This window comes from Mesorhizobium sp. WSM3864, from assembly GCF_002294955.1.
GTDB lineage: Bacteria > Pseudomonadota > Alphaproteobacteria > Rhizobiales > Rhizobiaceae > Mesorhizobium.
Window position 1 is genome coordinate 406,006 of record NZ_NSGD01000005.1, and the last position, 17,555, is coordinate 423,560.

Annotated in this window: 15 protein-coding genes; 11 read left to right on the top strand and 4 right to left on the bottom strand. The window is 65.1% G+C overall.

Features of this window, described 5'->3' with window-relative positions; translation table 11 throughout:
* Positions 1-13 precede the first annotated feature (13 nt).
* On the top strand, positions 14-874 hold the full coding sequence (locus tag CK215_RS14645; protein WP_066996477.1) for an ABC transporter ATP-binding protein: 861 nt from the start codon (positions 14-16) through the stop codon (positions 872-874).
* Positions 871-1,617, top strand: a complete 747-nt coding sequence (locus tag CK215_RS14650) for an ABC transporter ATP-binding protein (protein ID WP_095831349.1) — start codon at positions 871-873, stop codon at positions 1,615-1,617. Before CK215_RS14645 ends, CK215_RS14650 begins: the two co-directional genes overlap by 4 nt.
* Positions 1,618-1,656: 39 nt before the next feature.
* Here the strand turns inward: CK215_RS14650 and CK215_RS14655 are convergent, their stop codons facing one another.
* Genes CK215_RS14655 through CK215_RS14665 form a run of 3 tightly spaced genes read right to left on the bottom strand, consistent with a single transcriptional unit; the run spans position 1,657 to position 6,958 of the window.
* Positions 1,657-4,752 carry an efflux RND transporter permease subunit gene (locus CK215_RS14655; protein ID WP_095831307.1) on the bottom strand — a complete coding sequence of 1,032 codons (3,096 nt, stop codon included), beginning with the start codon at positions 4,750-4,752 and terminating at the stop codon, positions 1,657-1,659.
* The gene (locus CK215_RS14660) at positions 4,752-5,825 is read right to left on the bottom strand and encodes an efflux RND transporter periplasmic adaptor subunit (protein ID WP_095831308.1); all 1,074 of its coding nucleotides are present in this window, start codon (positions 5,823-5,825) and stop codon (positions 4,752-4,754) included. Before CK215_RS14660 ends, CK215_RS14655 begins: the two co-directional genes overlap by 1 nt.
* Positions 5,822-6,958, bottom strand: coding sequence for an efflux RND transporter periplasmic adaptor subunit (locus CK215_RS14665; protein ID WP_095831309.1), 1,137 nt, complete (start codon positions 6,956-6,958; stop codon positions 5,822-5,824). Before CK215_RS14665 ends, CK215_RS14660 begins: the two co-directional genes overlap by 4 nt.
* 247 nt (positions 6,959-7,205) lie before the next feature.
* Between CK215_RS14665 and CK215_RS14670 the strand changes: the two genes are divergently transcribed.
* A complete protein-coding gene (locus tag CK215_RS14670; RefSeq protein ID WP_095777516.1) occupies positions 7,206-8,483 on the top strand; it encodes a 4-aminobutyrate--2-oxoglutarate transaminase in 1,278 nt (425 codons plus the stop codon).
* Between the two features lie 38 nt (positions 8,484-8,521).
* Here the strand turns inward: CK215_RS14670 and CK215_RS14675 are convergent, their stop codons facing one another.
* A complete protein-coding gene (locus CK215_RS14675) occupies positions 8,522-9,772 on the bottom strand; it encodes an FAD/NAD(P)-binding oxidoreductase (protein ID WP_095777515.1) in 1,251 nt (416 codons plus the stop codon).
* Positions 9,773-10,199: 427 nt separating this feature from the next.
* On the opposite strand from CK215_RS14675, the gene CK215_RS14680 reads away from it, so the two are divergent.
* The 8 genes from CK215_RS14680 to rimI all read left to right on the top strand — a co-directional run bounded on the left by CK215_RS14680 (position 10,200) and on the right by rimI (position 17,547).
* Positions 10,200-11,516: an imelysin family protein gene (locus CK215_RS14680; protein WP_170950300.1), complete on the top strand. Its 1,317-nt coding sequence runs from the start codon at positions 10,200-10,202 to the stop codon at positions 11,514-11,516.
* 109 nt (positions 11,517-11,625) lie between these two features.
* A complete protein-coding gene (locus tag CK215_RS14685; RefSeq protein WP_066996295.1) occupies positions 11,626-11,937 on the top strand; it encodes a (2Fe-2S)-binding protein in 312 nt (103 codons plus the stop codon).
* On the top strand, positions 11,903-12,388 hold the full coding sequence (gene bfr, locus CK215_RS14690; protein ID WP_067324504.1) for a bacterioferritin: 486 nt from the start codon (positions 11,903-11,905) through the stop codon (positions 12,386-12,388). The genes CK215_RS14685 and bfr overlap by 35 nt, the downstream gene beginning before the upstream one ends.
* Positions 12,389-12,400: 12 nt before the next feature.
* Positions 12,401-14,002: a di-heme oxidoredictase family protein gene (locus CK215_RS14695; protein WP_095831310.1), complete on the top strand. Its 1,602-nt coding sequence runs from the start codon at positions 12,401-12,403 to the stop codon at positions 14,000-14,002.
* A 47-nt stretch (positions 14,003-14,049) separates the two neighbouring features.
* Positions 14,050-15,081 (top strand): imelysin family protein, encoded by a 1,032-nt coding sequence (locus CK215_RS14700; RefSeq protein ID WP_245418683.1) that lies wholly within the window; start codon positions 14,050-14,052, stop codon positions 15,079-15,081.
* Positions 15,082-15,085: 4 nt separating this feature from the next.
* Positions 15,086-16,192: a DUF1513 domain-containing protein gene (locus CK215_RS14705; RefSeq protein ID WP_095831350.1), complete on the top strand. Its 1,107-nt coding sequence runs from the start codon at positions 15,086-15,088 to the stop codon at positions 16,190-16,192.
* A 132-nt stretch (positions 16,193-16,324) separates the two neighbouring features.
* On the top strand, positions 16,325-17,053 hold the full coding sequence (tsaB, locus tag CK215_RS14710; protein WP_067324508.1) for a tRNA (adenosine(37)-N6)-threonylcarbamoyltransferase complex dimerization subunit type 1 TsaB: 729 nt from the start codon (positions 16,325-16,327) through the stop codon (positions 17,051-17,053).
* Positions 17,053-17,547: a ribosomal protein S18-alanine N-acetyltransferase gene (gene rimI, locus CK215_RS14715; RefSeq protein ID WP_095777510.1), complete on the top strand. Its 495-nt coding sequence runs from the start codon at positions 17,053-17,055 to the stop codon at positions 17,545-17,547. Before tsaB ends, rimI begins: the two co-directional genes overlap by 1 nt.
* Positions 17,548-17,555 lie beyond the last annotated feature (8 nt).

The following is a 17,555-nucleotide window of genomic DNA, read 5'->3' on the forward strand; positions in this document are numbered from 1 at the left end:
TGAGCGGCAACCAATGAGCGGCAATTCCGATAGGCAAACGAAAGGCACGCTGCTCGAAGTCGACGATCTGCGCGTCACTTTCCCGACACGCACCGGAATCGTGCAGGCGGTTCGCGGCGTGTCCTTCTCGCTCGGCCGCGAGCGGCTGGGCATCGTCGGCGAGAGCGGCTCCGGCAAGTCGCAGACCGGCCGCGCCATCATGGGCCTGACCCCGCCGCAGGCCGAGGTGTCGGCGAAAAAGCTGCGCTTCGACGGCATCGACCTGCTCTCGGTGTCATCCAGCCGGCGCCGTGCGCTGCGGGGGAACCGCATCGCGATGATCCTGCAGGACCCGAAATACTCGCTCGATCCGGTGATGACCATCGGCCGCCAGATCGTCGAGACGCTGCGCACGCATGAGAAAGTCGGAAAGGCCGAAGCGCGCGAGCGCGCGCTGGAGATGCTGCGGGCGGTGCAAATTCGCGATCCGGCCCGTGTCTTCGACCTTCACCCGCATGAGGTCTCGGGCGGCATGGGCCAGCGCGCGATGATCGCCATGATGCTGATCGCCGGGCCGGAACTGATGATCGCCGACGAGCCGACCTCGGCGCTCGACGTCACCGTGCAGCTCGATGTGCTGAACATTCTCGACAGGCTGGTCGCCGAGCGCGGCATGGGGCTGATCTTCATCTCGCATGATCTGCGCCTGGTGTCCTCCTTCTGCGACCGCGTGGTCGTCATGTATGCCGGCAAGGTGGTCGAGCAGCTCAAGGCGTCCGAGCTGCGCGAGGCCCAGCATCCCTATACGCGCGGCCTGCTCAACTGCATGCCGAGGATCGGCTTCGAGCGACACCCGCTGCCGGTGCTCGACCGCAAGCCGGAGTGGGCGGCATGACGGCCGCCATCACCATCGAAGGGCTGGAGGTGCTTTTCGACCGCTTCCGCGCGCTGAAGGGCGTTAACCTCGAAGTCAGGGAAGGCGAGTCCTACGGGCTGGTTGGCGAAAGCGGCTCCGGCAAGTCGACCCTGCTCAAGGCGATCACCGGCCTTGCGCCTGTCGCTGCCGGCACCATCGCTGTCAACGGCAAGACGCTCGGCAAGACCCGCGACAAGGCCTTTTACCGCGACGTGCAGATGGTCTTCCAAGATCCGTATGGGTCGCTGCATCCGCGCCAGACCGTCGACCGGCTGCTGCAGGAACCGCTCGCCATTCACGCAATCCAGGACGGCGAGAAGCGCATCGAGCGCGCGCTGGACGAAGTCGGCCTCGGCAAGGGTTTCCGCTTCCGCTATGCGCACCAGCTCTCCGGCGGCCAGCGCCAGCGCGTGGCGATCGCCCGCGCGCTGATCCTCGAACCTTCGATCCTTTTGCTCGACGAGCCGACCTCGGCGCTCGATGCTTCTGTCCAGGCCGAGGTGCTGAACCTGCTCGAAGAGGTGCGGCGGCGGCGCAAGCTCACCTTCCTGATGGTCAGTCACGACCTCGCCATCATCACCCATATGTGCGAACGGCTGATGGTGATGCAGAACGGCGAAGCGGTGGAGACGCTGACCGCAAGCCAGCTGATCGGCCACCGCGTGAGCGAGGATTATACGCGCAACCTGCTTCGGGCGAGCGAGGGGTTTGTGAGGGTGTAGTTTTCTCTCGCAGGTTCGCGACGGGGTGCGACCTGGCTTTTAACTCTCCGCAGCAACGATCACGTCTGCTTTGGCGCCATCCCGCACCCGCTTCGGCGGCTCCTTGATCCGGAACCACGTCACATAAAGCGCCGGCAGGAAGAGCAGCGTGATCGCCGTGACGGCGATGATGCCACCCATCATCGCGTAGGCCATCGGTCCCCAGAACACCTCGCGCGCGATCGGGATCAGGGCCAGGCTGGCCGCCGCCGCCGTCAGCGCGATCGGCCGCATCCGGTGCTCGGTCGCCTCGATCACGGCTGTCCAGCGGTCCTTGCCCTCGGCTTCGAGATCCTCGATCTGGACGATTAGGATGACCGAGTTGCGGATCAGGATGCCGATCAGCGCCAGCACGCCGAGAATGGCGACGAACCCGAGCGGTGCGCCGCTGGGCACCAGGGCGGCCACGACGCCGATCAGCCCGAGCGGCGCCACCGCCACCACCAGGAACAGGCGCTGGAAGCTTTGCAACTGCACCATCAGGATGGTCGCCATGATGAACAGCATCAAGGGCACCACGGCCGCGATCGGTCCTTGGCTCTTGGCGCTTTCCTCGACAGAGCCCGCTGTCTCGACCGAATAGCCGGGCGGCAGCTTGGCGATGAAGGCATCGACCGAAGGCTTAAGCTCGTTGACCACGGTCGCAGGCAGCACGTCGCCCACCAGGCCGGCGCGCACGGTGATCGTCGGCGTGCGGTTGCGCCGCCACACCGTCGGCTGCTCGAGGTCGTAGCGGAAATTGGCGATGGCAGCCAAGGGGATCGACTCGCCCGTGCCGGTCGGCAATTGCATGTTCTGCAGTGTCGAGATCGAGCTGCGGTCCGCCTCGCGCGAGCGCGCCACGACATTGATCAGGTAGGTGGCGTCGCGCACTTGGGTGATCGTCGAGCCGCCCACCGTGCTGTTCAGCGCGCTGGCGATATCGGACGAGGTGATGCCGAGCTGGCGCGCCTTGTCCTGCAGCACGTCGACCCTCAGCACGCGCTGCGGTTCGTTCCAGTCGAAGGTCGGCGCGGCGAGCCTCGGATTGGCGGAGATCACGCCGGCAAACTGTTGCGCCAGCTCGCGCACCGTCTGGATGTCGGGACCGCCGACGCGGTACTGCACCGGCCTGCCGACCGGCGGCCCGAGCTCGAGCGGCTTGACGAACGCGTCGGTGCCGACGAACTCCTGGCGCAGCAGCTTTTCCAGCGCCGGCTTCACCCGGTTGCGCGCTTCGATGCTCTTGGTGACGATGACGGTCTGGCCGAAATAGGGATTGGCCGGCTGAACGTCATAGGCAAGCACGAAGCGCACCGCGCCCTGGCCAATGTACGAACTGAAATGGTCGATGTCGGGGTTGCCGACCAGCGCCCGCTGCTCGAAGCGCTCCATCTGGTCGCGCGTCTCGGTGATCGAGGAGTTCTGCGGCAGGTTCCAGTCGACGATCAGCTCCGGCCGGTCCGATGGCGGGAAGAACTGCTGCTGGACGAGACCGAAGCCGGCGACCGAGGCCGCGAACACAAGCATCGTCACGATGATCGTCAGCCAATGGCGGCGAACCGAGAAGACAAGCACGCGCCGGAACAGTGACGTGAACCGGCCGGGCTGGTCGTGATGTTTTTCCTTCATCGTCGCCGGCAGGATGGTGACCCCGAGCAGCGGCGCGAACAGCACCGCCACGATCCATGACACCAGCAGCGACACCGCGATGACGACGAACAGCGTGAAGGTGTACTCACCTGCGGCGCTCGAGTTGAGCCCGATCGGGATGAAGCCGGCGACTGTCACCAGCGTGCCGGTCAGCATCGGGAAGGCGGTCGAGGTATAGACATAGGTCGCCGCCTTGCGCAGGTTGTCGCCGACCTCCAGCCGCGCCACCATCATCTCGACGGCGATCATGGCGTCGTCGACCAAAAGGCCGAGCGCAATGATCAGCGCACCGAGCGAGATGCGCTGCAGCGATATCCCGAGATACGCCATGACCGTGAAGGTGATGGCCAGCACCAGCGGAATTGACAGTGCGACGACGAAGCCGGCGCGCAGGCCGAGGCTGATGAAGGAGACGGCCAGCACGATGGCGACGGCCTCGAACAGCGCCCGCGTGAAGCCCGAGACCGCCTCCTCGACGATGACCGGCTGGTCGGCGACCAGATGCACCCCGACGCCGACCGGCAGATCGGCCAGCACCTTCTGCATCTCGTCGTGCAGCGCTTCGCCGAATTTGAGCAGATTGGCGTTCGGCTTCATGCCGATGGCAAGCCCGATCGCATCCTGGCCGTTGAAGCGGAACAAGGCCGTCGGCGGGTCGACATAGCCGCGCCTGATCGTCGCCACGTCGCTCAGCCGGAAGAAGCGGTCGTTGACGCGCAGGTTGATGGCCCGCAGGCTCTCTTCGGAAGTGAACTGGCCTCCGACGCGCACGCTGACGCGCTCCGGACCGGACTGCACGACGCCGGACGGCGTGATGGCGTTCTGCGCCTGCAGGCTGGCGACGATCTGCTGCTGGTTGAGGCCAAGCGCGGCGATCTGCCGGCTGGAGAATTCCAGGTAGATCGCCTCGTCCTGCGCCCCGACCAGGTCAACCTTGCCGGCATTCGGCACGGTCAGGATCTTTGTCCTCACATCCTCGACATAGTCGCGCAATTGGCGCGGCGTCAGCCCGTCGGCGGTGAAGGCGTAGATGTTGCCGTAGACATCGCCGAAGCGGTCGTTGAAGAACGGTCCCTGCACGCCTTGCGGCAACTGCGCCTTGATGTCGTTGACCATATTGCGCACCTGAAGCCAGTTCGGCACGACATCGCGCGCCTTGGTGGTGTCCTTCAGGTTGACGAAGATGACGGTCTGGCCGGCCGTGGTGACGGATCTGGTGAAGTCGAGGCTGTCGAGCTCCTCGAGCTTTTTCTCGATGCGGTCGGTCACCTGCTGCACCGTCTCCTTGACCGAGGCGCCCGGCCAGTTGGCCTGGATGATCATGGTCTTGATGGTGAAGGCGGGATCTTCCTCGCGGCCGAGATTGAGATAGGAGAAAATGCCGGCCACGACGAAGACCAGCATGAAATACCACACCATGGAGCGGTGGCTGAGCGCCCAATCGGAAAGATTGAAGCCCTGCATCAGACCCCGCCCTCCGGCACCTTGACTTTCTCGCCTTCGCTCAAGCTGTGGACGCCCGCGGTGACGACGCGCATGCCTGCCTCGAGGCCTTCGGCCACGGTGAAGCTGCCGCCCTTTTTCGACGCGATCTTGATCTCGCGCGCGCTCACGCTCGAGGACTGCGGATCGACGACCCACACCATTTCCGAGCCATTCTTTTCCAGCAGCGCCGATATCGGCAGTTCGATGGTCGGCGCCAGCTTGGTCATGCGCGTCGCCGTGATCGTCGAGCCCAGCCGGAACGCTGACGGCGGATTGACCAGGGTCAGCCGCACGCGGCGGGTGCGGGTCGAGCCCTCCGATTGCGGCGCGACCTCGCGCAGCTTGGCGTCGGTTTTGATGGTCGGCAGCGATTGCAGAATGATCTCGAACGGCGCGCCGACGGTGAGATCGCCGGTCAATTGGTCGGGAATGTCGACCACTGCCTCGCGCGGATCGGTGCGGGCTACGGTGACGACGGTCTGTCCCGGCGAAACCGTCTGGCCGACTTCGGCGCCGATCGCTGTGACGACGCCGTCGAAATCGGAGAACAGCCGGGCATAACCGAGCTGCTCCTGCGACTTGGCCAGAGCGGCATTGGCGCGCTCGACGCCGGCTTCCGCCGCCTGGCGCGCTTGTTTGGCGGCATCGAACGTAGCCTGCGAAGTATTGGCGGAGGCAAGCAGTTGGCGCTGCCGCTCCTCGCTGGCCGCGGCATTGGCGAATTGCGCCTGCGCGTTCGACAGATCGGCTTTCGATGCCTGGACGGCGAACTCCAGCGCCGTCGGATCGAGCGCCGCGATCGTCGTGCCCTTGCTGACGATGTCGCCGACCTTGACGTCGCGCGAGACGACGCGGCCGAGCAGGCGGAAGGCGAGGTCGGCGCTGTATTGCGGCTCGATCGAGCCGGCAAAGCCGAAGGTCTCGACGGTCTTCGGTTCGACCACCATCGACAGGACCGGCCGGATGACCTCAGGCGCCTTCTCTTCCGAACGCGAGCAGGCGGCAAGCGCAGCAAGAAGAACCAGCGAAGCTATGTGCGGCAACCGGTTCATTGGCTGGACCCCGCCACCTCGATCGTCTGCCCGGGACTGAGCAACTGTCCGGCGGCCGTCACGACGCTCTGGCCTTCCTGCAGACCCTTGTCGACGACGACCACGCCGGAATCGAAGGCGAGCACCTCGACCGGCGCCGCGGTCACCGCCTTGCTCGACGGGTCGACGATCCAAACCGCGGGCTTGCCGGCGGTGGACGTCAGCGCCTGCCAGGGCAGCAAGACGGCTTTGACGGACTTGGCGCTGACCGTGCCGATCACGGCCGCGCCCAGCGGCATGCCGGCAGGCGTATCGGGAATGCCGACCTTGACCCGGATCGATCCCGACTGGGTATCGACCGCCGGTGAGATCTCGCGCACTTTGCCGACAGCCCTGACCTGAGGGTCGGAAAGCAGCGTGATCGTCACCGCCGGGGAGGGCGGCGTCTGGGCAACCAGCGTTTCATGCACGTTGAAGACCGCGTCGCGGTCGCCGTCCTCGGCGATGGTGAACACGGTCTGCGCCGCCTGCACCACCTGCCCGGCTTCGACCTGGCGCGCCGTGATCACGCCGCCGGCTCCTGCCTTGAGCTCGGTGAAGGAAAGATTTTCCTTGGCGTTGGCCAAGGCGCCTTGCGCCGCATCGACGCTGCCTTGCGCCACTTTCAGCGTCTGGTTGGCGGTGTCGAAATCGCGTCTGGTGGTAAAACCCTCGGAGAGCAGCGTCTTTTGCCGCTGGTAAGTGGCCGCGGCCTGGGTGAGCTGCGCCTGCGCGGCGTCGAGGTCGGCCTCAGCCGAGCGCAGGTCCGATTCCTGTTCCTGCGGGTCGATGCGGGCAAGCACCGCCCCTTGGTCGACATGCTGGCCGACATCGACCAGCCGCTCGGCGACGCGCCCGCCGACGCGGAACGACAGATTGTTGAGGGTGCGGGCCGCGATCACCCCGGTCAGCGAGGTCCGCGGCGCGTAGTCGGCAAGCGCGACCGTCTGTGTGGTCACCATCACCGGCAGCTTTTTGTCGGCTGCCTGCTGCTTCTGGCAACCTGAAACCAGCAGCGCCGCGAAGACACAGGTCAGCAGCAGCAATGTGTTTGGACAACATGCGGGGCGGAGCGGCAAGGACGGCAAAGCGGACGATGTCGCGTTCCTGCTCATGGTTCCCTCGGCCCGCGGGAGCCGTTCCCGGCAGCGGCGCGTCGCGGCTGCAGCGAGGATAATCGATCGGCCGGAAAAGGAAACTGTTTCTGCCTGACGATCGACCGGCTGGTCGAGACCGATTTCGGCCTTGCGGCAGGCCCAATCGACTGGGCCAATGTGCCGACTTGAGGAAAACCTGAAATAAGGTCAGAAGAGGCTTTGACGGCATCAAAACGGAGCGGGCGCCGGCCCGATGAGGTGTGAGATGAAGAATTCAGCCATTTCCGAACGCAAGAACCAGTCGATCTCGCGCGGCGTCGGCATGACCACGCAGATCTACGCCGATCGTGCCGAGAATTCGGAAATCTGGGACGTCGAGGGCCGCCGCTACATCGACTTCTCGTCAGGCATTGCGGTGGTCAACACGGGTCACCGCCATCCGAAAGTGATCGAAGCGGTCAAGGCGCAGCTCGACCGCTTCACCCACACCTGCCATCAGGTCGTTCCTTACGAGAGCTATGTGCGCCTCGCCGAGCGGCTGAACGGCATGCTGCCCGGCAAGTTCGACAAGAAGACCGTCTTCGTCACCACCGGCGCCGAGGCCGTCGAGAACGCCATCAAGATCGCGCGCAACGCCACCGGTCGCCAGGCGGTCATCGCCTTTTCCGGCGGCTTCCACGGCCGCACCTTCATGGGCATGGCGCTGACCGGCAAGGTCGTGCCTTACAAGGTTGGCTTCGGCGCCATGCCGGCCGATGTCTTCCATGCGCCGTTCCCGGTCGCGCTGCACGGCGTGTCGGTCGCGGATTCGCTTGCAGCGCTCGACAAGCTGTTCAAGGCCGATGTCGATCCGGCCAGGGTCGCGGCCATCATCGTCGAGCCGGTGCAGGGCGAGGGCGGCTTCTACGAGGCGCCGCGCGATTTCATGACGGCACTGCGCAAGACCTGCGACCAGCACGGCATCCTTCTTGTCGCCGACGAGGTGCAGACCGGCTTTGCCCGCACCGGCAAGATGTTCGCGATGGAGCACCATGACGTGGCGCCGGATCTCACCACCATGGCCAAGAGCCTCGCCGGCGGGTTCCCGCTGTCGGCCGTCACCGGCCGCGCCGAGATCATGGACGCGCCTGGACCGGGCGGGCTCGGCGGCACCTATGGCGGCAGCCCGATCGGCGTCGCCGCGGCGCATGCCGTGCTCGACGTCATCGAGGAAGAAAAGCTGTGCGAGCGCGCCAACGCGCTCGGTGCCAGGCTGAAGCAGCGGCTGGCGTCGATCCGCGAGGACGTGCCGGAGATCGTCGACATCCGCGGCCCGGGCTTCATGAACGCCGTCGAGTTCAATGATGTGAAGAAGGGCCTGCCCTCGGCGGAATTAGCCAATGCGGTGCGGCTGAAGGCGCTCGACAAGGGCCTCATCCTGCTCACCTGCGGCGTCTACGGCAACGTCATCCGCTTCCTGTCGCCAATCACCATCCAGGACGGCGTCATGACGGAGGCGCTGGATATATTGGAGACCTCGATCCGCGAGGCGCGGGCGGCTTGAGCCAACCCTACCTCCCCACAAGGGGGAGGGTAAGCGCGTCAGCCTGCGGCCCTTGCCGGCTCGTCCTGGCTGAAGGCCGCAAGCGCCGCCTTCAGCGCATCCGGCCCGGCTGCCACGGTGTGAGGCGCGGGCGAGAAGCCGGCGCCGAGCATCTTGCGGCCGAGCATGTGGTCGGCCGGGCGGTTGACGGATTCGATGCCGAGCAGTCTGTTGCCGGCATAATGGTAGATCGAGAACTTGTTCTCGGCCGGCTCGCCCAGCACGACATGGCTGTCGCCGCCTTGCGTCAGGCCGACCATCTGCAGCTTCATGTCGCCGATATCCGACCAGAACCAAGGCACGGCCGCGAAGGATTCGGCATGGCCGACGATGGTGCGCGCGGCAAGCCGCGCCTGGTCGGTGGCGTTCTGCACCGATTCCAGCCGCACGTCGCCGCCGGTGAACCAGTGCCGGTAGGAGGCGGCATCGCCGACGGCGAGGATTTCCGGGATCGAGCTCTGCATATGCTGGTCGACGCGGATGCCGTTGGCGATCGCGATGCCGGCGGCTTCGGCCAGCTCGACATTGGGCACCACGCCGATGCCGATAATCACCAGTTGCGCCGGCAGGCGCTCGCCGCTTGACGTGATCGCGGCCGAAACGCGGCCGCCTTCGCCTTCCAGACGGGCAACCGTGGTGCCGGTGAGCAGGCGCACGCCCATCGCCTCCAGGCGCTGGCGCACATGCGCCGCGATTGCCGGCGCCACGGCGCGGCCGAGAAGCCTGTCGAGCGCCTCGACGACGGTGACCCTGCGGCCGGCGGCCCTCAGCGTCGCTGCGATTTCGAGGCCGATGAAGCCGCCGCCGAGGATGACGACCTCCTCGCTCTGCGCGCTCAACTCGCGGATCAGCCGCGCATCGGCCAGCGAGCGCAGCGACATCACGCCGGCGAGCTCCGCGCCATCGAGCTTGAGGAGCCGCGGCCGCGAGCCGGTGGCCAGCACCAGCCGGTCGAAGGCAATTGTGCCGCCGCCGGAAACGTCCAGCCTGCGCTCGCCATCGATCCTGTCGATCCAAACGCCCGGCCGGTAGTCGATGGCATTGCCGGAATAGAAGGCCTCGCCGCGCAAAGGCTGCGGCTTGGCTTCGGCATCCTTGATGAAGGTCTTGGACAGCGGCGGCTTGTGATAGGGCAGCTCGTTCTCGTCGCCGATCAGGATGACCGGCCCGTCATAGCCTTCCTCACGCAGGCTAGCGGCCGCCTGCACGCCGGCATGACCCGCACCGACAATGACCACCCCGTTCTTCATCGCAGCCCTTTTTGCCTCAAATCTAGGATCTTCCGCCAAGTGGCGATTGTCTGCCGCCGCCGCAAGAGCCGTGGTCCGGGTCGCACCCAGGATGGCCGCCTGTCAATCCGGATGTCCGCCGCATTCGCCGGCTTAAAGTTGATAATTCCAGTTTAGAATAATTCTAAACTGTTGTTTCAATTGAATTTTCTCTGTACCGCCAGTTGACTTCCAGCCGCTCCGCCGCTTTATGGAGGGCCGCGCTCTCGGCGCATTCCTTTGATGTCTGGGCCTTGAACCCTTTCGATTGGAGGCATTTCGGTGTCTTTTGCTGATTGGCCGCGCCATTGCGCGGCAACTTTGCCTTTCCGGTCATTCGTGCTTGCGCTGGCGCCGCGCGCCGGCGGCCGCATGCCTATGTCATTGAATTTCTGAGGAGATGGGATTGATGAAAGCGATAATCACGCCGCGAACTATTGCGCTGCGTTGGGGCAGCAGGCTTGCCGCGATCGGCGCCACCGCGGCGCTGACGGCGGCCGTGTTCGTGCTGCCGGCGAAGGCCGAAACCGATGCGAAGGCGGTGATCAAGACCTATGCCGACATCGCGCTCGCCAAATACGAGGATTCGCTGATCACGGCTGAGGCGCTCGACAAGGCCGTCGACGCGCTTCTCGCCAAGCCCTCGGCAGAGACGCTCAACGCTGCACGCGACGCCTGGAAGGCGGCGCGCGTGCCTTACCAGCAGACCGAGGTCTACCGCTTCGGCAACAAGATCGTGGACGACTGGGAAGGCAAGGTGAATTCCTGGCCGCTGGACGAAGGCCTGATCGACTATGTCGCCAAGAGCTACGGCACCGAGTCGGACGAGAACTCGCTCTATACGGCGAACGTCATTGCGAACAAGGAGATCGAGATCAACGGCAAGAAGGTCGACGCCTCGAAGCTGACGCCGGAATTCCTCTCGGGCACGCTGCAGGAAGCCGGCGGCGTCGAGGCCAATGTCGCGACCGGCTATCACGCCATCGAATTCCTGCTTTGGGGCCAGGACCTGCACGGGACCGGTCCAGGCGCCGGCGAGCGCCCGTACACCGACTACGATCTCAAGAACTGCACTGGCGGCAATTGCGACCGCCGCGCGGAATATCTGAAGTCGGCAAGCGACCTTCTGGTCTCCGACCTGCAGGAGATGGTCAACAACTGGAAAGAAGACGGCGCCGCGCGCAAGACCCTCGTCGATGGCGAGCCGAATGCCGGCATCTCCACCATCCTCACCGGCATGGGATCGCTCTCCTATGGCGAACTGGCCGGCGAGCGCATGAAGCTCGGCCTTTTGCTGCACGACCCGGAGGAGGAGCAGGACTGCTTCTCCGACAACACCTACAACTCGCATCTCTATGATGCGATCGGCATTCGCGCCGCCTATCACGCCAACTATACGCGTCTCGACGGCACCGTGGTTTCCGGCCCGTCGGTGTCGGACATGGTGAAGGTGGCCGATCCGGCGATCGACAAGGAACTGTCGGACAAGCTCGATACTTCGGTCGCCAAGATGGAAGCGATCAAGGCGCGGGCGCTGGCCGGCGAGGCCTATGACCAGCAGATCGCCGAAGGCAATGCGGAAGGCAACGCCACTGTGCAGGCGGCGATCGACGCGCTGATCGACCAGACCAAGTCGATCGAACGCGCGGTCGGCTCGCTCAAGCTCAATGCCATCGCCTTCGAGGGCTCCGACAGCCTTGATGCTCCGGACAAGGTGTTCAAGTAGCACCCGAGCATGATCCCAAAAAGTGGAAGCCGGTTTTTGGACAAGATCATGCTCAATTGAGAAACAAGCCAAACGGCGCCGGAACAGCGCCGCTAGCCAGAGCAAGTGAATGCTGATCTGCCATTGCAACATCATCACCGAGAAGGAGATCGAGCAGACGATCATCGGTCTGCTCGATGAAGATCCCTGGCAGCTTATCGTGCCGGCCAAGGTCTATCATGCCATGCGCAAGCGCGGCCGCTGTTGCGGCTGCTTTCCAAATGTGGTGGAAACGATCATTCGGGTCACCGAGAACTACCACGCCCGTTCAGAGGGGAGCGGCGCGGATATCGTTTCACACCTGGACCGCGTCAGAGGACTGCGCGGCCAATTCGGGAGCAGAACCCATGAAAGGCGAACCGCAGGTCATCGAGCGGCTTAACGAAGCCCTGTTTCTGGAGCTTGGTGCCGTCAATCAGTACTGGGTCCATTATCGTCTGCTTGAAGACTGGGGCTACACCAAGCTGGCGAAGAAGGAGCGGGCGGAATCGATCGAAGAAATGCATCACGCCGACCGGCTGGTTGCCCGCATCATCTTCCTCGAAGGCCATCCGAACCTGCAGTCGGTCGCGCCGTTGCGTATCGGCCAGAATGTGAAGGAAGTGCTCGAATCCGATCTCGCCGGCGAATATGACGCGCGCACCTCCTACAAGCGCTCGCGCGAGATTTGCCAGGATGCGGGCGACTACGTGTCGATGAAACTGTTCGAGGATCTGCTGACGGACGAGGAAGGCCACATCGACTTCCTGGAGAGTCAGCTCGACCTGCTCGCCTCGATCGGCGAGGAAAAGTACGGCCAGCTCAACGCCGACTCGGCCAACGAGGCGGAGTAAGGACATGCGGGAATGCGGCGCCCGATAGATTTTTCGCGCCGCTCATGGCGGGCCGAGATAGCCGGCCTGCTGCTCCCGAGGAACCCGCGATACCGGATCTGGCGCGGTGCCACGCTCCTGCTGGCAATCACGCTTTCTGCTCCCGCCATGGCGGGCGAGCCGGCGGGTCTGCCGACGAGCCGCACAGATCTGACGCTGGAGGATCAGGCGCGGGTGTTGGCGGTCACCAAGCCTACGACCGACTTTACAAAGCCCGAACCGTTCGAGCTGATGCAGGGCGGCGCCGGCACGTCGAGGAAGGACGTCAACCGCGACGCCTTCTCGCAGCCTTCCGCCAACATCACCTTTGAGGAGGAAGGGACCTTCAAGCTCGGCAATGCGCTTTTCCGCAAGAACTGGGTGTCGTCGCCGTCATCGACCCAGGCGTCCGACGGGCTCGGTCCGCTGTTCAACGAACGCGCCTGCCAGAACTGCCATCTGAAGGATGGTCGCGGCCGACCGCCGGGAAGCGGCACAGGCTCGACCTCGATGTTCTTGCGGCTGGCGCGCGATGCAAGCAATGCCGAGGAGAGAGCCGAACTTGCCAACCATAAGCTGCTGAATTTCCCCGATCCTGTCTATGGCTCGCAATTGCAGGATCTGGCGGTTCCCGGCCTCAAGGGTGAAGGCCGCATGCGCATCGACTATTCGGAAGAGAAGGTAACGCTGGGCGACGGTGCCGTCGTTTTGCTGCGCAAGCCCCGCTACTCGGTCGAGAATCCGGGCTATGGCCCGCTCAACCCGCGCACGACGTTGTCGCCGCGCCTGACGCCGCCAATGATCGGGCTCGGACTGATCGAGGAGATCGCCCCGGCCGACATCCTCGCCCTTGCCGATCCGCATGACCGCGACAGCGACGGCATCTCCGGCCGGCCGAACCTAGTTCGCGAGGAGTTGAGCGGCGCGATAACTTTGGGCCGCTTCGGCTGGAAAGCGCAGGCCGCATCGATCCGGCAGCAGGCCGCCGATGCCTTTGCCGGCGATATCGGCATCTCGACGCCTGAAGTGCCGAAGCATTGGGGCGATTGCACCGAGGCTGAGAAGGCTTGCCTTACCCTGCCGAATGGCGTCCAAGAGCGCCTGGGCGCGGCCGAAGCGCCGCCCCCGGTCATGGACCTCGTCACCTTCTATTCGCAGAACCTCGCTGTGCCGGCGCGGCGCGACCTCGATAAGCCGGAGGTTCTTTCCGGCAAGAAGCAGTTCTACGAGATGGGCTGCATTTCCTGCCACACGCCGAAATTCGTCACCATGCGCGGCACGCCCAACAAGGCGCAAGCCTTCCAACTGATCTGGCCATATTCCGATTTCCTGCTGCACGACATGGGCGAGGGCCTCGCCGACGGGCAGCGCGTGGGGGAGGCGAGCGGCAGCGAATGGCGCACGCCGCCGCTCTGGGGCATCGGCCTGACCGCCACGGTCAATGGCAACAGCTTCTATCTGCATGACGGCCGCGCGCGGACGCTCGAAGAGGCGATCTTGTGGCACGGCGGCGAGGGCCAGAAGGCGCGGGACCGCTTCGCCGGCGCGGCTGCCGCCGACCGCGATGCGCTGATCAAATTCCTGGAGTCGCTCTGATGTTTAACCGTCGCGCCGCCGCGCTTGCCCTTCCTTTCTTACTGGCCATGGCCTTGCCGACCCAGCCCGCGGTCAAGGCCTCCGATGTCATCGGCCGCGCGATCGACGGCTTCGTCCGCCCGGTCTACGCCAGCCTCGACGACCATGCCGGGACCCTGACCCAGGCGATGCGCCAGCTCTGCAATGCGCCGTCCCAGCAAAATCTCGATGCGGCGCGTACCGAGTTTGCCGCCACTGTCGAGGCCTGGTCAGTGGCCGAGATCATCGCCTTCGGGCCCATCAAGGAAAACAACCGGCTGGAGCGCATGCTCTACTGGCCGGACCGCAAGAGCATCGGATTGAGGCAGGTGCAGTCGATCCTCGTTGCCAAGGATCCCTCTGCCGCCGATCCGGCGCAACTCGCGGGAAAGAGCGTTGCCATGCAGGGCCTCGGTGCATTGGAATATGTGCTGTTCGGCGATGGCGCCGAAACCCTTGCCAATAAGGACGATCCCTATCGCTGCGCCTACGGCGCGGCGGTGGCCAGCAACATCCAGGCGATGGCCGGCGAGGTCCGCGAAGCGTGGAGCAAGCCCGATGGTTTTGCCTCGCTCTGGGCCAATCCGGGCCCGAAGAACCCACTCTATCGTGATGGCACCGAAGCGGTCACGGAACTAGTCGGCGTTTTCATCAATGAGCTGGAAATGATCCGCGACGTGCGGCTCAAGGGTTTTCTTGGCGCGAAGCCCGATGCTGACAAGCCGAAGCAGGCGATCTACTGGCGCTCGCAGAACACGTTGAATTCGCTGGCCGGAAATCTGTCCGGCATCGACAAGCTGTTTCAGGCCTCGAAGCTTGGCGATGCGCTGCCCGCCGATGCGCGGTGGATGGCCGAATCCATCCGCATCCAGCTGACCAACGGCGTGGCGACGGCGAAGTCTGTTGGCGGCCCGATCGACAAGACGCTCGCCGATCCGGCGCTACGCGACAAGCTCGAGCATCTCGCGCTGATCACCTCCAGCCTCTCGACCCTGATCGGCACCAGGATGACCGCCGAGTTTGGCCTCACCGCCGGCTTTTCGTCGCTGGATGGTGATTGACGCCGTGACGACGCCGCTCATCGATCGCCGCGACTTTCTGCGTGCCGCCGGCGCCGGCTTCGCCGCGGCGATGGCGCCGCGCGCCTGGGCGGAGACGCTTGCAACGGACGCCGTCTTCGCCACGGCCTTCGTCAGGCGCGACGGCAGCTTCGGCGCCGCCGTGCTCTCCGAGGCCGGCAAGATCCTGCACACGCTCGATCTGCCCGACCGTGGCCACGACGTCGCGTTCGATCCGGTGTCGAAACGCTCGATCGTCTTCGCCCGCCAGCCCGGCACCTTCGCGATGGTCTTCGACCACACCGGCCGCGAGGAGCCTTTGACCATCGCCAGCATCGCCGGCCGGCACTTCTTCGGTCACGGCGTGTTCTCGCCCGACGGCGCGCTGCTCTATGCAACGGAAAATGATTTCGACAACGCCGCCGGCGTCGTCGGCGTCTATGACGCGCGGGCGAAGTTCAGCCGCGTCGGCGAGTTCCCGACCTACGGCACGGGTCCGCACGAACTGCTGCTGCTCGCCGACGGAAGGACGCTCGCCATCGCCAATGGCGGCATCGAAACGCATCCGGATTTCGGCCGCGCCGAGCTCAACATCGCAACGATGAAGCCTTCCTACACGCTGGTCGACCGCATCACTGGCGACCTGATCGAAAAGCACGAATTGCCGCCGGCGCTGCATCAGCTGTCGATCCGTCACATGGACCGCGACCAGGCGGGCACCGTCTGGTTCGGCTGCCAGTATCGCGGGCCGGCGACTGACCGGCCGGCGCTGGTTGGCCGCGCCGCGCGCGGCAAGGAGCTCGAGCTTTTGGAGATGCCGCAGGACGTGCTGTCGGGCTTCCGCAACTATATCGGCTCGGTTGCCGCCAATTCCGATGCCGGCACCGTCGCCGTGACCTCGCCGGAGGGTAATTCGCTGGCCGTCATCGATGCCGCCAGCGGACGCGTTGTCGCAACGAAGTCGCTGGTCGAAGTTTGCGGTCTCGCGCCGGACGGCGCCGACTTCATGGCAACGACCGGCGCTGGCGAGATCGTCGGCGGTGCGGGCGGGTCGCGCGCCGAACCTGACTATGTCTGGGACAACCACGTGCTGCGCATCGCGGCTGCGGGCTGATCGCTGTCAAGGCCAGCTTCCTGATGTCGCGCTAAAGCCAAGCCGCATAACATTTATGCGGCGTGGCCCTTGCGGCGGCGGGCCATGCCGGGCACAGGGAATGTGTTTTGATCCAGTTGGTTAACCGGCCCTATGAAGCTGCTCGCCATCGACTGCGCCGCCAATCTCTGCGCCGCCTGCGTACACGACGCTGACGCTGGCATCGAGCTTGGCCGCCAGGTGCTCGACCTCGGCAAAGGGCATGCCGAGCATCTGATGGCCGTCATCGAGGCGGCATTGAAGGCCAGCGGGATCGGCTACCAAGGCTTGGACGCTGTAGCCGTCTCGATCGGCCCCGGTTCTTTCACTGGCCTGCGCGTCGGCGTCTCGACCGCGCGCGGCTTGGCCCTGGCGCTGAAGATCCCGGCCATCGGCGTGACGACGCTGGAAGCGTTGGCGGCGGAGGCCGCGAATGCCTTTCCCGGCCGCGCCGTGCTGGCGGCGCTCGACGCCGGCCGCGAGGAACTCCATGCGGCACTTTTCGATGAAGCGTTAGTTCTGACTTACGGACCAATGGTGGCCACGCTTTCCCAAGCGACCGGAATGGCAGTCGATGCGAAAGCGGTCCTTACCGGCACCGCCGCGCCGCTGATCGCGGCGAGCGGACATGGTTTCGACACCGGGCCGGCCGTTGCCACAGCCGACATAGCGACCTATGCCCGACTGGCCGCCGCGAAAGGGCCAGGCGCAAAGCCGAAGCCGCTCTATCTGCGGGGCGCCGACGCCAAGCCGCAGGCCGGTTTCATTCTGCCAAGGCGGAGCCATGAATCCGGGAAGCCGGGTTCTGGAGAAGATCATGCACCAAAGGGAAAAAAGTCCTGATGCGCATACCTTTCTTTCAGCCGCGCCGCAGGGATTATGCGCTGGAGCCGCTGACGGTGGCCGACAGCGCCGCCGTTGCGGTGCTGCATCGCGAGGATTTCGTTCGCCCCTGGACCGATGGCGAGTTCGCGGCACTGCTCGAACAGGACACCGTGTTCGGTTACGCCGCGCGCGAGACCGGGCAGGGTGCGAAGCCGCCGGTCGGTTTCGTGCTGGCGCGGCTCGCGGCAGGCGAGGGCGAGATCCTTACGGTCGCGGTGGCTCGCGCCCATCGGCGCCAGGGGCTTGGCTGGCAATTGATCGATGCGGTGCTGCGCGAATTGCATGCGCAGCGCGCCGAGGCGCTGTTCCTCGAGGTCGACGAGACCAATACGCCGGCCATCGCGCTCTATCGCCGGCTCGGCTTCCGTCAGGTCGGCCAGCGTCCGAACTACTACCGGTCGACCGAGCACGGCCCTACCGGCGCGCTTGTCATGCGCCGCGATCTTCGCTAGCCAGACCG

Coding starts and splice junctions, on each gene's coding strand:
- CK215_RS14645 (WP_066996477.1), top strand. CDS start 14: ATGAGCGGCAATTCCGATAGGCAAACGAAAGGCACGCTGCTCGAAGTC.
- CK215_RS14650 (WP_095831349.1), top strand. CDS start 871: ATGACGGCCGCCATCACCATCGAAGGGCTGGAGGTGCTTTTCGACCGC.
- CK215_RS14655 (WP_095831307.1), bottom strand. CDS start 4,752: ATGCAGGGCTTCAATCTTTCCGATTGGGCGCTCAGCCACCGCTCCATG.
- CK215_RS14660 (WP_095831308.1), bottom strand. CDS start 5,825: ATGAACCGGTTGCCGCACATAGCTTCGCTGGTTCTTCTTGCTGCGCTT.
- CK215_RS14665 (WP_095831309.1), bottom strand. CDS start 6,958: ATGAGCAGGAACGCGACATCGTCCGCTTTGCCGTCCTTGCCGCTCCGC.
- CK215_RS14670 (WP_095777516.1), top strand. CDS start 7,206: ATGAAGAATTCAGCCATTTCCGAACGCAAGAACCAGTCGATCTCGCGC.
- CK215_RS14675 (WP_095777515.1), bottom strand. CDS start 9,772: ATGAAGAACGGGGTGGTCATTGTCGGTGCGGGTCATGCCGGCGTGCAG.
- CK215_RS14680 (WP_170950300.1), top strand. CDS start 10,200: ATGAAAGCGATAATCACGCCGCGAACTATTGCGCTGCGTTGGGGCAGC.
- CK215_RS14685 (WP_066996295.1), top strand. CDS start 11,626: ATGCTGATCTGCCATTGCAACATCATCACCGAGAAGGAGATCGAGCAG.
- bfr (WP_067324504.1), top strand. CDS start 11,903: ATGAAAGGCGAACCGCAGGTCATCGAGCGGCTTAACGAAGCCCTGTTT.
- CK215_RS14695 (WP_095831310.1), top strand. CDS start 12,401: ATGCGGCGCCCGATAGATTTTTCGCGCCGCTCATGGCGGGCCGAGATA.
- CK215_RS14700 (WP_245418683.1), top strand. CDS start 14,050: ATGGCCTTGCCGACCCAGCCCGCGGTCAAGGCCTCCGATGTCATCGGC.
- tsaB (WP_067324508.1), top strand. CDS start 16,325: ATGAAGCTGCTCGCCATCGACTGCGCCGCCAATCTCTGCGCCGCCTGC.
- rimI (WP_095777510.1), top strand. CDS start 17,053: ATGCGCATACCTTTCTTTCAGCCGCGCCGCAGGGATTATGCGCTGGAG.